11 protein-coding genes and 1 pseudogene are annotated in these 15,242 nt (G+C 38.9%); 5 read left to right on the top strand and 7 right to left on the bottom strand.

The genetic code is table 11. From position 1 onward, the window contains the following. Nucleotide 1: 1 nt before the first annotated feature. The 3 genes from U0R11_RS07235 to U0R11_RS07245 are packed head-to-tail and all read right to left on the bottom strand — an operon-like array spanning nt 2 to nt 2,870. Nucleotides 2–1,531, bottom strand: coding sequence for a SulP family inorganic anion transporter (locus U0R11_RS07235; RefSeq protein WP_406750945.1), 1,530 nt, complete (start codon nt 1,529–1,531; stop codon nt 2–4). 44 nt (nt 1,532–1,575) lie between these two features. Continuing rightward, on the bottom strand, nt 1,576–1,932 hold the full coding sequence (locus U0R11_RS07240; protein WP_406750947.1) for a hypothetical protein: 357 nt from the start codon (nt 1,930–1,932) through the stop codon (nt 1,576–1,578). Beyond that, complete coding sequence (locus U0R11_RS07245) at nt 1,932–2,870, bottom strand: toxin-antitoxin system YwqK family antitoxin (protein WP_406750949.1); 939 nt, start codon at nt 2,868–2,870, stop codon at nt 1,932–1,934. Before U0R11_RS07245 ends, U0R11_RS07240 begins: the two co-directional genes overlap by 1 nt. A 120-nt stretch (nt 2,871–2,990) precedes the next feature. Here U0R11_RS07245 and fcl point away from each other — a divergent pair, with 120 nt between their 5' ends. Genes fcl through U0R11_RS07260 form a run of 3 tightly spaced genes read left to right on the top strand, consistent with a single transcriptional unit; the run spans nt 2,991 to nt 5,670 of the window. Continuing rightward, entirely contained in the window at nt 2,991–3,929 is a 939-nt protein-coding gene (fcl, locus tag U0R11_RS07250) for a GDP-L-fucose synthase (RefSeq protein ID WP_406750951.1), read from the top strand. 5 nt (nt 3,930–3,934) lie between these two features. Then, a complete protein-coding gene (locus U0R11_RS07255; protein ID WP_406750953.1) occupies nt 3,935–4,672 on the top strand; it encodes an SAM-dependent methyltransferase in 738 nt (245 codons plus the stop codon). 5 nt (nt 4,673–4,677) lie between these two features. Next, nucleotides 4,678–5,670, top strand: coding sequence for a YhdH/YhfP family quinone oxidoreductase (locus U0R11_RS07260; RefSeq protein ID WP_406750954.1), 993 nt, complete (start codon nt 4,678–4,680; stop codon nt 5,668–5,670). Here the strand turns inward: U0R11_RS07260 and U0R11_RS07265 are convergent. Together U0R11_RS07265 and U0R11_RS07270 are read right to left on the bottom strand one after the other, a co-directional pair. After that, nucleotides 5,667–9,647 carry a S8 family serine peptidase gene (locus tag U0R11_RS07265; protein WP_406750956.1) on the bottom strand — a complete coding sequence of 1,327 codons (3,981 nt, stop codon included), beginning with the start codon at nt 9,645–9,647 and terminating at the stop codon, nt 5,667–5,669. The two genes, U0R11_RS07260 and U0R11_RS07265, sit on opposite strands and share 4 nt — an antisense overlap. Before the next feature lie 36 nt (nt 9,648–9,683). Continuing rightward, on the bottom strand, nt 9,684–10,271 hold the full coding sequence (locus tag U0R11_RS07270; protein ID WP_406750957.1) for a ribonuclease HII: 588 nt from the start codon (nt 10,269–10,271) through the stop codon (nt 9,684–9,686). A gap of 131 nt (nt 10,272–10,402) precedes the next feature. On the opposite strand from U0R11_RS07270, the gene U0R11_RS07275 reads away from it, so the two are divergent. After that, the gene (locus tag U0R11_RS07275) at nt 10,403–11,026 is read left to right on the top strand and encodes a porin family protein (protein WP_166373824.1); all 624 of its coding nucleotides are present in this window, start codon (nt 10,403–10,405) and stop codon (nt 11,024–11,026) included. Here U0R11_RS07275 and U0R11_RS07280 read toward each other — a convergent pair. Next, nucleotides 11,023–12,363: a dihydroorotase gene (locus tag U0R11_RS07280; RefSeq protein ID WP_406750959.1), complete on the bottom strand. Its 1,341-nt coding sequence runs from the start codon at nt 12,361–12,363 to the stop codon at nt 11,023–11,025. The two genes, U0R11_RS07275 and U0R11_RS07280, sit on opposite strands and share 4 nt — an antisense overlap. A 1-nt stretch (nt 12,364) precedes the next feature. After that, complete coding sequence (locus U0R11_RS07285; RefSeq protein WP_406750961.1) at nt 12,365–14,389, bottom strand: OmpA family protein; 2,025 nt, start codon at nt 14,387–14,389, stop codon at nt 12,365–12,367. A gap of 137 nt (nt 14,390–14,526) precedes the next feature. Here U0R11_RS07285 and U0R11_RS07290 point away from each other — a divergent pair. Next, a pseudogene (locus U0R11_RS07290) lies at nt 14,527–15,242 on the top strand (hypothetical protein); the annotation flags it as partial.

Consider the following 15,242-nt stretch of genomic DNA (forward strand, 5'->3'; position numbering starts at 1 on the left):
TTTATTTCTTTTTAATTTCGGCTTCTATGCCTCTTTCGTGAGCTGTATTAATAAATTCTTCAATAAGTAATTGAATATCATGGTCCATAAAGTGCACTTTTGTGGTATCGATGTATACTTCAGAACCTGATGGGATTTTTCGAAAAGTTTCTTTCAAAGCCATCTTATGTAAAAAGGTGACGTCTTTTTGGAATTTTATCAAAATTTCATTTTGACTACTAAACACTGAAAACACAGAAGAATAATTGGTTACAATGACAAACCCAATACCCACAATGGTTCCAACAAAAATACCCCATAATAAATCAACCAAAACCACAACAATGATGGTGATTAAAAATGGAATCCATTGTTTCCAGCCCTCAGAAATGACTTTTTGGAATTGACTAGGATGAGCTAGTTTATATCCTGTGTAAAGTAATATGCTCGCTAAACAAGCCAGAGGAATTTTATTTAAATATTGTGGTAATAATAATACGGCTAATAACAAGAGTATTCCATGAAAGAAACCTGACATTTTACTTTTTCCTCCTGCATAGACATTGGTGGAAGATCGAACAATAACCGATGTAATGGGTAATCCTCCCAAGAATCCAGAAAATATGTTTCCAATCCCCTGAGCTACGAGTTCTCGGTCTGCAGAAGATATTCTTTTGGCTGGATCTAAGGAATCTGTGGCTTCTAACGATAACAGTGATTCCAAACTGGCAACCAATGCTAGCGTAATGGCTAAGCTATACACTTTGGGATTGCTTAGAAATTCCCAATCAGGGAAAACCATGGCTTGTCCTATTTCGGCAATATTGGAAAAGAGTGGCAAGCCAACCATGTGGTCTTTGGAATTGCCTAAAAACCATTCAGGCATCCATATTTCATAAGCACCATTAACAAGAACACCTAAGATCACCACAAATAAGGAAGCAGGTAGCTGGGAAAGGAAGGGTATTTTTTTACTTAGAGGTGTCCAAGAAAACAATAATATTAATCCACCAAGAGCAATAAATAAGGCTCCAGGATTGATGGATAAAAGGGAACCTATCAGTTCACTAAAAGTATTTTGACCATCTGCACTTTGATTAAATTCAAATTCGCCAATAAAATCTAAATCATCTCCTATGGCATGGGGGATTTGTTTTAAAATGATAACAATTCCAATAGCCACGAGCATCCCGCGGATGACAGAAGAAGGGAAAAAGCTACCCAGTTTACCCATTTTAGCTAATCCTAAAATAACTTGGATAATACCAGCTAAAATAACAACGAGTAAAAAGCCAGCAAATGAACCTAAATCTAGTATAGCGTTTGCTACGATAATCGTTAAACCTGCCGCAGGCCCACTGACAGACAATTGAGAGCCGGAAATCCAAGAAACAATGATTCCCCCAATAATACCAGCAATTAATCCGGCTAATAATGGCGCCCCAGATGCTAAAGCAATTCCTAGGCATAATGGTAATGCGACTAAAAATACCGCAATTCCAGACTTCCAATCCCCTTGTGCAAAGGATTGGAGATAATTTTTGAAAGACATATACGTGTGGTTTGATTAAAATCTACAATAAATTCAAATAGAGATTATCCACGTGTATCAGGAGGAGGGGAAAAACTTTGTAAATGCGGATTTCTTAGCCTAAAAGGCTGAAAAGCATGGGGATCTTGTATGGATTCCGAAAAAAATATGAATTTTGAATTGTCCTGTGTGGAGAAAAGAGATAAATCATGCTGTGCGTTGCTCACTTCTTCTCCCTCTTCTTCCTCTTCGCAAAGTTCTACCCAAAGGGCCATGAACATTTTGGATTCTAAATTATCTGTCTTCAGGCTGGTTTTTGAAACGGGTATAGTTGACACTGCCGTGATGGAATTCAGCTGCGAATATACCGTAGCTACCATCAAGAAGGCAAAAGCCAATAAAGTAAAACCTAGCTGTTTCATCAATCAAATTTCTGAGTACTTTGAAAGATAATTTTAGCTTGATTATCCCTCTCTTGCACTAGTACTGGGGCAAAGTTATCAAATTTATCCTTTCCATAACGCCATTCTTTTTTTAATCTTCCACCACTCCCTTTTTCATGATATTCTCTCCATCGACCTACCTTAACACTGTCATCTAGCTTACCTTCTTCTTTTAGGAGTCCATTGGGATAAAAAGACAAAAACTGTCCCGCAATTTTACCATATACTTTGGGGATAACTTCTTTTATCTTTTTTTGCTCTTTATCATAATAAGAAATGATGGACTCTGCTGGAAAGCCTTTTTTATAATACTGTTTGTTCTCTAGTTCAAACTCTTGACCATAATTTTCCCAACGGCCATCTTTGACTCCCATATAAAAACTGCCTTCTTCCACTAAATTTTCATGGATAAATTTCCGGTAAGGACCATGGCAAATTTGAGCATTTTTACTGTCTTTGATGGGGGAATTTACTACCCTAGATTGTGCAGGATCATACCACCATATTTCTTGGTTATAGGGACTTACCGCCTCATCTTCTACGTATTTTACAACATTTAGTTCTTCTACGGTCGCTCTATTTCCACTTCCGTAGGCACCTATTCGTCGTTCGGTTTTGATACCCAAGTATTCATCTTTAATCTCAACTTTCTTCTTTTTGGAGTTATTTTTCAGTTTTGAACCAATGTTTTCTATCCCTAATTCAGATAAAATCGCCTTACTTTCTTTTTTCCAATTAGCACTTTCGTCTTTGGTTTTACCACCTAGATCGGAGATACGCTGAAGGGTTTTTTTATTTTTTTGACTGCTATCAATGGTAGGTTTTTTACTAGTCTGCAAGACATTATTTTGCCCTTGACTTGGAAAATATCCAAGTACTAATAAACTCAAGCCCAATGTTAGGAACGATTTAGTCATGTGAGGTGGAACGAAAGCACAGCAAAATTATTTCGCAAATTAAGAATTTAAATAATTAGAACCTGCTTTTATGTATTTTTACACTCTTATGCTGCATTTATTAAACAAAAATTGAATTCATTGGAAAAAGAAGCTAAAATATACGTTGCGGGGCATCGAGGAATGGTGGGATCATCCATCCTTAGGCAGTTACTCTCACAAGGTTATTCCAATTTAATTCTGCGTACTTCTGCCGAATTAGATTTGAGGAATCAAGCGGCAGTAGATACCTTTTTTGCTCAAGAAAAGCCTGATTATGTTTTTTTGGCTGCCGCTAAAGTTGGTGGGATTGTAGCTAATAATACCTATCGGGCTGATTTTCTGTATGAAAACCTAGCTATTCAAAATCATGTTATTCATGCTTCTTTTGTTCATCAAGTTAAGAAACTAATGTTTTTGGGTTCTTCTTGTATTTATCCCAAAATGGCCCCACAACCATTGAAAGAATCATATTTATTGAGTGGTTTTTTAGAGCCGACCAACGAACCATACGCCATAGCTAAAATAGCAGGCATTAAGATGTGTGAGGCCTACCGTGCTCAATACGGCTGTCAATTTATTTCCGTCATGCCCACCAATTTATATGGCATGAATGACAATTATGATTTAGAGAACTCTCATGTTTTACCTGCCATGATCCGGAAATTTCATGAAGCGAAAGAACGTGAGGATGCTTCTATGACACTTTGGGGGACAGGGTCACCGAAAAGAGAATTTTTATATGCAGATGATCTAGCCAAGGCTTGTTTGTACCTCATGGAAAATTACAATGAGTCAGAATTTGTCAATATAGGAACAGGAGTAGATGTCAGTATTTTGGAATTAGCAGAGATCGTTAAAAAAATTACAGGTTATGAGGGGTCAATTCATTGGGATACGTCCAGACCTGATGGAACCCCAAGAAAACTGATGGATGTTTCCAAATTACATCAATTAGGATGGAAACATGAAGTAGAGTTGTTTGATGGTATCCAATTAGCTTATCAAGATTTTTTACAAAACCCCAAATCGAGGAAATAGGAAGGATGCAAGTGAAGGAGTGGTTTAGTACCTGGTTTGATTCCCCATATTATCATATTCTGTACGCCCAACGTGACGAGGTGGAGGCTGCGGCATTTATTAGTTCATTACAAACAAAACTAAGACTACCAGCAGGTGCTCAAGTCCTAGATGTTGCTTGTGGAAAAGGCCGACATGCCATTACCCTTCATGATTTAGGATTGGATGTTAAAGCTTTTGATTTATCTCCGTCCAATATTGAACAAGCGCAAGCATTTTCTACTGACAGACTTTCGTTTTTTGTTCATGATGTCAGAAATGATTTACCGGTGGAATGGCAGTATGATGCCATCTTTAATTTCTTTACCAGCTTTGGATATTTTGATTCTCGGGAAGAGAATCAGCAAGCATTCAAGGTGCTTGGGGATGTCTTGAAAATAGATGGAGTTTTTGTCTTGGATTTTTTCAATCCAAGCTATGTGATGGCTCATTTGATTGAGGAGGAAAGCTTGGTAAGAGGAGGCATTCATTTTCAGATAAGACGTTGGGAATCCGATGGATACTTATATAAATCCATTGATTTTGAAGATCAGGGTGAAGTCTATCATTTTGAGGAGCGAGTAGAGTTGATATCAAAAAATGATTTTATTGCCTATGCTGCCCAATCCGGCCTACATTTGGTGGATTTGCTTGGAGATTATAAATTAGGTTCTTTTGATGAAAAGAACTCGACCCGCATGATTTTTGTCTGGGTTAAAAAATAGGCTTCATGGATTTTTTTAACGCATTATGGACTACTGAAAAGCCCGATGGGCATTTTGAAACGAAGCTTCAGTCTGTTCCTTTTTCTACTTTAGCTACTGATAGGGTGCTTGTTCAAGTCAGCTATTCGTCCCTCAATTACAAAGATGCTTTATCTGCCAATGGCCATAAAGGCATCACCAGAGATTTTCCTCATATTCCAGGGATTGACGCGGTAGGGAAGGTCGTTATAGACCCAAGTCAATCATTTGCCATTGGACAGGAAGTCATCGTTACTGGTTTTGATTTAGGTATGAATACCCATGGAGGCTTAGCTGAATTTATAGCAGTGCCAGCCAATTGGATAATCCCAATACCTCATGGAATGTCTGCTCACAAAGCCATGCAATGGGGAACGGCTGGTTTAACGGCTGGGATGGCTCTTGCAGCTTTATGGCATCATGGAGTTCGGCCAAGCCAAGGTGAAATAGTGGTAACTGGAGCCACTGGCGGAGTAGGGTTAATTTCTATATTATTACTTAAACATCTTGGATTTCAAGTAGCGGCTATAACGGGAAAAATGGACCAATATGAATTTTTGAAGCAAATGGGGGTTGATCGAATCATTGATAGAGAAGAATTTTTATCCGAAAAACCTCGAGCACTATATCCCATGCAATTTGCAGGAGCCATTGATGTGCTTGGCGGAGATGTGTTGGCTAAGATCATCAAGAGTTTACATTTTGGGGCTGCTGTTTCTGCTTGTGGTATGGCTTCCAGTGTTGACTTACCCGTACAGATTTATCCATTTATTTTAAGGGGAGCCAATTTGCTGGGCATCTATTCGGCGGATTCTCCATTAGAAAAGAAACAAGAAATTTGGGATAAATTAGCCAAGGAGTGGAATATTCCTTTGGATGCGATTTCTCGCACAATAATATTAGTAGAAGCCCCTGCTTATTTGGCCAAGATTCGAGCAGGTAATCACGTTGGTCGAACAGTCGTTCAAATCAAGCCTTAGTATTTAATGAATTTTACAGGTGCTTGACTAGGAAAATCGGCCATTCTCAATACATAAGAACCTGAAGGTAAACTTCTCACATCAAGGCTCATATTGTTGCCAGAAAAGGCAGAAGAACCTATAACTTTTTCAAGTACCATTTTGCCTTGTAAATCCCAAATTTCAATATGGTATTCATCCCGCATTGATTGATCAGGTATACCTATTTGAATATACTCTTTAGTAGGATTAGGAAATAGGGTTAATTGCGGGTAAGGATTTTCTTTTTTGGTGGCTAATATGACGACGTTGATATAATCAGATACTGCTAAACAACCATTTACATCCGTTATTTTTACTTGGTAAGCCCCTGATTGAACAGGAATATAACTGGCTTGATTGGCCCCTGTGATGGCTGTGATGCCATAAAACCATTGATAGACGCTGGCATTGGCTGGAGCTTGTAATATACCTGTAGCGTAAGAAACGGTTGGAGTAGGGATTGTTCCTATATTGATGGTCAAGCCAGGTGCCGTGGCTGGGCAAGAACCATTATAACTTGCTACCATTTCATATTTCCCCTTGGTCAAAGCTTTGTATTGTAGATTGGTAGCACCATCGATTGCCTTGCCATTTAAAAACCATTGTATGAGTGTGTTATCTGATGCTTTTCCTTGGATGGAGACACTAGCTCCTTGACAAACGGTCAAGTCTCCAAATGGACTGATTGAGGCTAAGGGAGTATCTTTGACACTTACCACCACGTTGGCCCTAGGACTGGGACATCCCAGAGATTTAAATTTCATGTCATAGAAATAGTAATATCCCGAAGTAATGATCCCATTATTGAATAAAGCGCCAGGTATGGTAAGGATATTAGGAATCGAATACGGGAATCCAATATTCTCCGGAGCATTTATCGTATCGGTTTTACTTCGATTACTGCGATAAATAGAAGCCCCATCTAGGCAGGTTTGACTTAAATAATAGGTACCTGCACTTGGGATTTGTAAGTTCAGCGTAACAAGTACGCCCTCATCTTTTTTATCGTCCACTAGCTGTCCTGTAATTCCAACACCACTAATTGTTCTAGTTGCTTTTACAGTTTTAGTTATTGTTGATACCACATTACCTGTTTCTTTATCTATGACATCAAAAGTAATTTTACCAGGGGTTCCTACATAAATTCGGGCACTTTCAAATACAATGGGCACCTTAGCTTCTACAATAACCGTTGGGCCAAATGTAGTGTAATAGGTTCCTCCTCCAAATTCTAATTTTGTTTTTGGTCCAAGGCCTCCGCTGAAATCATTATATGAAGCTACATATTGTCTATTTGCTGGCACCTTGATGTTCGATCCTGAACCGACCAAGGTATTGTCACTAGTATACCAAAGTGGAGTTCCCGAAGTGGCAGATAATGTCAATTCGCTTAATCCTGCACATTGTATTCCACTAACAATAGGTGGGCTAGGGTTTTCAATGGTTTTATTAATTGTATACGTGTTATTCGAGGTATTTTGGTCAGAAGTCAATAAGGTACTTAATTCAAAAGTATAAGTTTGACCAGCTTGTAAGTTGAAGTCCCCTGTAATGGTTTCTTCTACTTCTTTACCAGAATTGACTTCGGCTATGGTCCCGGTAAATTTACTTATTTGAATGCCATTTTGAAGAATTTTCAATTCATAAGGCACATTGACCTGATTTTTCAAACCTTGGTTTTTCATAACAATATGAAAGCTGCTGCTGGTGGACGAAGCACAAAAGCTCCCCGTAGGAGAGGCTATGGATAAGGCACTAAGGTCATTGGAAGCATTGGCTGTGAGTAAAACATATTCTTCACTTTCTCCGCTACTGATATTTCCACAAGAAGCGGCTAATGTAGCACTGTTGCCTAATTCAGTAACCACCCTCATTCGGAAATATTGACCCGTTTCTGTAGCGGGAAAATTTGTGGCATTTCCTGAAAAGGATGTTGCTGTAAGTATACCGCTATCCAAAATCATTTCCCCCGTATCTTCAAAGTCGCCATCTTGGTTCCAATCCACAAAAACCTTGGTTTGTTTGGACTGAGAAGTACTGAATTTCAAATCAATCGGAATTTTTGAGCCAATTTCAACAGGAATTGTATTTTGTGTAAAATCTTGACTGGAAGAAACACTATTGCTGTAAGTTCCCAATGTGAATTTTTCTAAGGCATTACTTTTGTTTTGAGCCGTTATTGCACAATAGGCTTTACCACCCATGCCAGAAATTAATAAAGCATAATCTTGCTTGGTGTTTTTTAATATGCCTTTATGTGATACGGTCAAACTGTAGGACTTACCGGGTACAACATGATTAACCAATATCTGCTCAATATTATCCCGGATATTATCCCCTGCTACGGCAGCTTTAGAGGGATTATCTGGATCTAATATAAAAGGCAATAATTGACCATCTGCTGACTGCAATCGAATATCCAAGTCATTCACCAGCATGGGGATTCGGGAGTTTAGACTAGAAGGTATGATAGGTAATACTTTTCCATTACTCCCTTCATAAGCGGGATCTGTCCAAGCAATAGAGACATGAAGCTGGCCTTTCCCAGAGGCAATCAAATCCATCTTTTTAGTAGCCCCATTGGCAAGGGTTTCCTCTGAAAGTAGATAGGAGTTATCTTTGTTTTGAAGCAATTTTCCCGCTTTTTCCAAATCCAACAATCCCCATCCACTCGTATAATCTGGACCTGCCTGACCTACATCAAATGCCGTGTGAGTGACTAAACCTCGTAAGGTAGAGGCCCACATGAATTTTTTATTCAACTGTTGGTAGAGTTGCTGCAATAAAAATAAAGATCCTGAAACTTGGGGTGTAGCCATGGAGGTACCACTCATTCGTTCATAATCAGTATTGCTAAGAAAACCTGTGGAGAATAGATCTTTTCCAATTCCAATGATTTCAGGTTTTATACGCCCGTCGTCTGTTGGACCCCGACTAGAAAAGCTGGCGACGGTAACATCACTAGGTTTAACAGGTGGAGAGGCTAGGGGCTCGGCAGCACCCACGGATAGCATGTTTTTAGCGGTTGCTGGACTTGCTACCGTATTAAACCCTGTATTTGTGGCTCTGAGCACATTAGAAGAGTCTTTGGTGTTTCCAATCAGGTAATATTGACCCGCCGGAGGGCCATTTTCATCAGCACTATTGCCTGTGGCACCCACCATCAAATAATAAGGAGAATTAAAGGCAATTTTATCTTTCGATTGAGCATCATCGTCATAAAATCCAAATACATAATCCTCAGATACACTCATTTTATCATCACCAAACCAGCGGTATTTATTTACATCTGAATCAAAACTCCATCCAGCTACGGCACCATAGGAATGATTACTGATAAGTAGGCTGGGGGATGCGGCACTGATTTTGGCATCATCATTCTGAAAATCCCATGATTTTAATGTCGCTTCAAAAGCCATTCCTCGGGCTTCTGGATTAAAAATGCCTGAGGCTATCATGGTACCCCCAACGTGGGTCGAATGTTCACCAAAAGTGATGGTCTTTTCTTGAGCTAAAACTCTACCGGTTAATTCTTGATGGCTTAATCGTACGGTTTGCTCGTCCCATATGGCTAATTTGCCATATAAACTGTCTGATTTACCTGTTAAATTGAGACCTAATGATCCTCCAGTATAAAATTGATTCGTTTTAGTTGCCATGGAAGCCACTTTATTGGAAAATACTCCTTTGTAAATTGGTCTTCCATTGGGATTGATACTCTGAAGGTAGATGGATCTCTTCCCCATTTTTGCGGAAGTGGCAATACCCTTTTCTGCAGCTAGTTTTTGAACTTTGAGGTATAAGCTGTCCTTTTGAGCACTAAATTGATTGGCAAAATTCAAAATGGCTTTTCTTCTTTCTATCGGATATAATTCACCTTGTCCATGATTTGAATGGGATGTGACAAAAAATAGAAAAATCGCCGAAAAAAATTTCAATAAAAGTTTCGTTCTCAAATTGTTAGCGGATTTGAATATCGAAAATACTATAAATTATTTGATTTGCACTCGAAAGGTTTTTCGATGTAAGTAACATGGGCCATGAGTAAGTATGGCTTTTCTATGTTGCATGGTAGGATAACCAGCATTTCGCTCCCAACCATATTCAGGGTATTCTAAAGCCATTTTTTCCATTAATTCATCTCGATAGGTTTTGGCTAATATGGAAGCCGCCGCTATAGAGAAAAACTTAGAATCGCCTTTTACAATGCAGGTATGGGGGATTAATGGGTAGCTGATAAACCGATTTCCGTCGACTAATAAATGATCTGGACGTTGTTTTAATTGATCTACAGCTTGATGCATGGCAAAAACGCTTGCTTTATAAATATTGATTTTATCGATAGTCGGCGCATCCACTTCTGCTATAGCAAAGTCAATAGCGACACTTTCTATCTCTTTTTTTAATTGTTCTCTTTGTCTTGCACTCAATTGCTTGGAATCATTCAAATAAGGATGATGAAAATCTAAGGGTAAAATAACGGCAGCTGCAACTACCGGGCCCGCTAAACAACCTCGACCAGCCTCATCTAGGCCAGCTTCAAAACCTATATTTGAAAAATAGGGAAGAAGTGTCGACATTTGTGTATTAAATTAAAATTTTGTTCGTTTCAATTGCCTTAATGTCTGCAAAATTGATGAATAATTCTCTAAGCTATCTCATGCGCTCTAAAATTTATCTTTTTTCAATCTTGTTTTTAACTTTAACCCACATGCTTGTGGCACAAGGAGACAAACCAAAAAAAATATTTCATTTGTCCATGAAATCTGTCCGATTTAATGGAGATGTTTCCAATGGGGAGGTTTATTTATTTAAACCGTCTATTGAAGTTGGATTTGGACTACAATTTCCCATAAATAAACATTGGAGTTTTAACCCTGAAATTAATTTGGCCCAACGTGGCCATCATGGGAAAATCACTTATTCCGATTCCACATATTCAGAAAGAACGATAACCTTAAATTACTTAGATTTAAATCCCAATTTTGAATTAACCTTAGGGAAAGTTTCTGAATTTTCGAACAATATTTCTATATGGGGTGGACCTTATTTGGGAGTAGGGCTTTGGGATAATACCTTAGTTGAAAACAAGATTATCAATCCCAATAAACCCAATAGTTTCATTACGATCACTAATTCTAGTGAGAGTTTTTCTAGTGATTTTCGTCGTATTGACGCTGGATTAAAATTTGGTATAGGAATCGTTGCAAAGCGTTTTGTTGCCGCAGGTTTTACTTATCAAACGGGTTTTATTAATATCACGGCTTCATCCGTTAAAACCTATAACCAGTCTTTGGGCTTTTATTTTAGAGTCTTTTTCGACGATATGTTTTAAATACGGTCAAAAAGTAGACGTTTCCCTAATTGACTTTCATTGAATTTTCCTTGTGAATAGGCTAAATGTCCAGATACAAAAGTATGGGCAATGCTGGCACCAAACGTATGGCCTTCCATAGGAGACCAATTACATTGGTAATGTAGATTAGACTTTTCCACTTTTTGTGGAGTATTGAAATCGACAATAGCTAAATCAGCCCAATATCCTTCACGGATAAATCCTCTATCTTGAATTTGAAAAATTTCAGCCACCGTATGAGCTGTTTTTTCAGCAATTTGCTCAAGTGAGAGTACTCCTTCTTTTTCTAAGTCAAAAAGCATCAATAATGGATGTTGAACTAAAGGTAATCCTGAAGGCGACTTCCAATAACCTTGTTGTTTTTCCTCCCACGTATGTGGAGCATGATCTGTTGCGATGATGTCCAAACTTCCAGTTTGTAATGCTTTTCTAAGCGCATTTTTATGTCTGGAATCTTTAATTGCTGGATTACATTTAATTTGGTTATCGAGCTTTTCATAGTCCGAAGCATCAAACCAAAGGTGATGTACACAAACTTCGGAAGTGATCCGCTTATCTTTGGAAGGTTTCCCTGTTTCAAATAAAGCCAATTCTTCTTCTGTACTTATATGAAGAATATGCAGGCGAGTATTCCATTTTTTGGCTAAATCGACGGCCATAGATGAAGATAAATAACACGCCTCCTCATTTCTAATTAAAGGATGTATAAAAGCAGGAGCTTCGTCTGGGTACTTTTCCCGAAATAATTGTGTGCGTGATTTTACGGTTGCCTCATCTTCACAATGTGTGGCAATCAATAGTTCACTCTTAGAAAAGATATTTTCCAACGTGAGGCTATTATCCACCAACATGTTGCCTGTGGATGAACCCATGAAGATTTTTATACCGCAGACCTGCTGTTTATTTGTTTTTAAAACTTCTTCCAAATTATCATTTCCCGCCCCCATGAAAAAGGAATAATTTGCCAGGGACGACCTTTGCGCAATGGTATATTTATCTGCTAATATCTCTTGAGATAAGGCATTTGGGACGGTATTCGGCATTTCCATGAAACTGGTAACGCCTCCTGCTACAGCTGCTCTAGCTTCACTGGCAATATGTGCCTTGTGGGTTAGGCCAGGCTCTCTAAAATGTACTTGATCATCGATCATTCCTGGAAAAACATGTTTCCCAGTTAAATCCATGATTTGCTCATTTCCTTGAGGACTGATCGTACTAGCAATTTTGTCAATTCGGCCATTAGAAATGCGTATATCCCCTTCTACAATCTGACCTTCATTGACAATTTTAGCATTTTTCAATAGGTAATTCGACATATTACTCCGCTTTAATTTCTGTAATTTTGAATTCTGTTCTTCTATTTTGTTGGTGCATTTCTTCATTACACTCTACTCCATCTGCACATTCATTAACTAATTGACTTTCTCCGTATCCTTTGGCTTTGATTCTTTTGGGGTCAATGCCACGTTGTACAATGTATCGAACTGCGGACTCTGCTCTTCGTTGCGATAGCTTTTGGTTATATGGAACGCTACCTCGAGAGTCAGTATGAGATCCTAATTCAATGGAAACATTGGTATTGTCTCGTAAGAATTGTACAATTTTTTCTAATTCTTCTGAAGCATCATTTCTGATTTCTGAACGATCTAAATTGTAGTAAATCGGGTTGATTTGATACAACTGAGTAATTTCTTTACCCACTTCTGCTTTGTCCATGACGATTTGCCAAACAAAAGTCGTGTCGGTGAGTTCCTTCTTTAATAACCTTGCTGGGATTTCTCTTCCTTCCATGGAGAATGAAGACCTTTTGGTTAAATAGTCTTCTTTTTCACAGACAAAGTCGATTTGGTCATTTTCTCCCAAATCCATAATTTCTAAACGTCCTTTTTTGTTGCTATATCCAGGATCAACACTTTGTCCATTTCTGCGTATGCTGACCTTGACGGAATCAATAGATTTACCGCTTGGATCTATGATTTCTGTTTGCAAAAAGTATTGAACGATTTTATTTTCAGTAGCAGCTACTACTGGCGGAGCCTCATTGGTCCACCATCTTTCAGGATTGCTAGCTGGAGACTTAAAATAATATATATCATCATCTCCTTTCCCTCCAGTTCGATTGGAGCTAAAATACCCTGATAAGGAATCAACTAAACTAATGCCAAAATCATCAGAAATGGAATTCATAGGGACACCTAAATGCTCAATGATAATGTCGTTTTCATTCCGTGAAGCAACAAATAAATCAAGTCCCCCTAAACTTGGATGTCCATCCGATGAAAAATATAATTTACCATCTTCACTCACAAAAGGGAAAATTTCATCACCTGGGGTGTTAATCGCGGAGCCTAAATTGATGGGTCTACCAAATCTACCTGAGTTATCCATGGGTGAACGGTAAATATCCAATCCCCCTTTACCGCCTCTTCGATTGGAGCTAAAATATAGGGTTTTCCCATCTGATGAAAATGCTGGGCTGCCATCCCAAGCAATGGAATCCGAAATGGCTAATCTTTCTGGTAATGACCAATCATTGCCATTTCTACGACTGATGTAGAGGTCTACATCTGGGGATAAATCTTTGTTTTTACCTGTATTTCCTCGAGCAAAAACCACCGTATTACCATCTTTGGAAAAGGCAGGTGTTCCCTCATTTGCATTTTCCTTATCAATCATCGGACTGAACAAGTTCAATGCCCCTATTTCTACAGGACTTTTTAAGGATGCTTTATATAATCCCAAGTATGGAAGTCCATTGTTCTTATAAATACTTTGTTTTCGAGAACTCGTTATAATTAATTCATCCCCCAGTTTTCTGGCAGAGAATTCCGCCATAGGTGTATTACCTTGAACAGCCTGAACTCCAACAGGACTCGTTTTTTTCTGTAATTCACTTACTTGAGGAAGATTTTCTAATTCAATTTCTGCCTTAAGTTTTAATGATTTACTCGGTTTGTTTTGGAGAAAATCACTAAGTGCAGATTTGGCTAACGCATAATTTCCTGTTGCCTTGGCAGCAAAGGCTAAATTGAAACGAATGGTATTATCGGTATTCCCTTTCGCTAAAGCAGTTTGATAATAGGGTAAAGCTGAGGAAATTCGATTGGATAAACGATAGGATTCTGCAATAAAATAACTGGTTTGGTCTAATTGATACCCTTTCTCAGCTAAAGGTTTTAATTGTTGAATGACCAATTCATATTCCCCTTTATCAAATGAATTAAGCGCTTTTTTGAGCTTAAATTCATCTCCTTGGCATGCTAAAAGGCATAGCGCAAAACTGATTCCTAAGAAGGAATTGATGATCAAGCGTAATGTTGACTTCGGTTTGGCGTATTTCATGGAGTGTAAAAGAAATTCAAATGTAACAAGCTAAGCTCATTTATTTCGTGTACCTTTGTATAAATTTCGAAAATCGAAATAATTACAAGACAAAAGCGTCTTGCTTCTTACAGCAGTGATGTTGCAAATTTAGTATTATGAGAAAAAGAATTGATAAGAACGACGGCCGTCGTTCAGATTCAACCCCCAAGTCTTCGGACGACCGCCGTTCAAGTAGAGGCGGAGAAAGAGCACCTTATGCAGGTCCTCGTTCCAATTCAGAAGGACGTTCCTATTCAGGACCACGTTCAGATAGCCCAAGAAGTTTTTCTGGCCCAAGAAGAGATTCAGGAGATTCGCGTCGCCCATCTGGTGACGGAGAAAGAAGACCTTATTCAGGACCAAGAAGTGATTCAGACCGTAAACCTTACGAAGGAAATCGTGAAGGTGGCGAACGTCGTTCATTCTCTGGCCCAAGAAGAGATTCAGGAGATACTCGTCGCCAATCTGGTGACGGAGAAAGAAGACCTTATTCAGGACCAAGAAGTGATTCAGACCGCAAACCTTACGAAGGAAATCGTGATAGTGGCGAACGTCGTTCATTCTCTGGCCCAAGAAGAGATTCAGGAGATACTCGTCGCCCATCTGGTGACGGAGAAAGAAGACCCTATTCAGGACCAAGAAATGATACAGACCGCAAGCCTTACGAAGGAAATCGTGACGGTGGCGAACGCCGTTCATTCTCAGGCCCAAGAAGAGATTCAGGAGATACTCGTCGCCCATCTGGTGACGGAGAAAGAAGACCCTATTCAGGACCAAGAAATGATACAGACCGCAAGCCTTACGAAGGAAATCGTGACGGTGGCGAACGCCG

The organism is Aquirufa salirivi (assembly GCF_045310485.1).
GTDB classification, from domain to species: Bacteria; Bacteroidota; Bacteroidia; order Cytophagales; family Spirosomataceae; genus Aquirufa; species Aquirufa salirivi.

Bases quoted from the DNA above. Each gene is read 5' to 3' on its own strand.
- U0R11_RS07235 (WP_406750945.1), bottom strand. From the start codon at position 1,531: ATGTCTTTCAAAAATTATCTCCAATCCTTTGCACAAGGGGATTGGAAG.
- U0R11_RS07255 (WP_406750953.1), top strand. From the start codon at position 3,935: ATGCAAGTGAAGGAGTGGTTTAGTACCTGGTTTGATTCCCCATATTAT.
- U0R11_RS07260 (WP_406750954.1), top strand. From the start codon at position 4,678: ATGGATTTTTTTAACGCATTATGGACTACTGAAAAGCCCGATGGGCAT.
- U0R11_RS07280 (WP_406750959.1), bottom strand. From the start codon at position 12,363: ATGTCGAATTACCTATTGAAAAATGCTAAAATTGTCAATGAAGGTCAG.
- U0R11_RS07245 (WP_406750949.1), bottom strand. From the start codon at position 2,870: ATGACTAAATCGTTCCTAACATTGGGCTTGAGTTTATTAGTACTTGGA.
- U0R11_RS07285 (WP_406750961.1), bottom strand. From the start codon at position 14,389: ATGAAATACGCCAAACCGAAGTCAACATTACGCTTGATCATCAATTCC.
- U0R11_RS07240 (WP_406750947.1), bottom strand. From the start codon at position 1,932: ATGAAACAGCTAGGTTTTACTTTATTGGCTTTTGCCTTCTTGATGGTA.
- U0R11_RS07270 (WP_406750957.1), bottom strand. From the start codon at position 10,271: ATGTCGACACTTCTTCCCTATTTTTCAAATATAGGTTTTGAAGCTGGC.
- U0R11_RS07275 (WP_166373824.1), top strand. From the start codon at position 10,403: ATGCTTGTGGCACAAGGAGACAAACCAAAAAAAATATTTCATTTGTCC.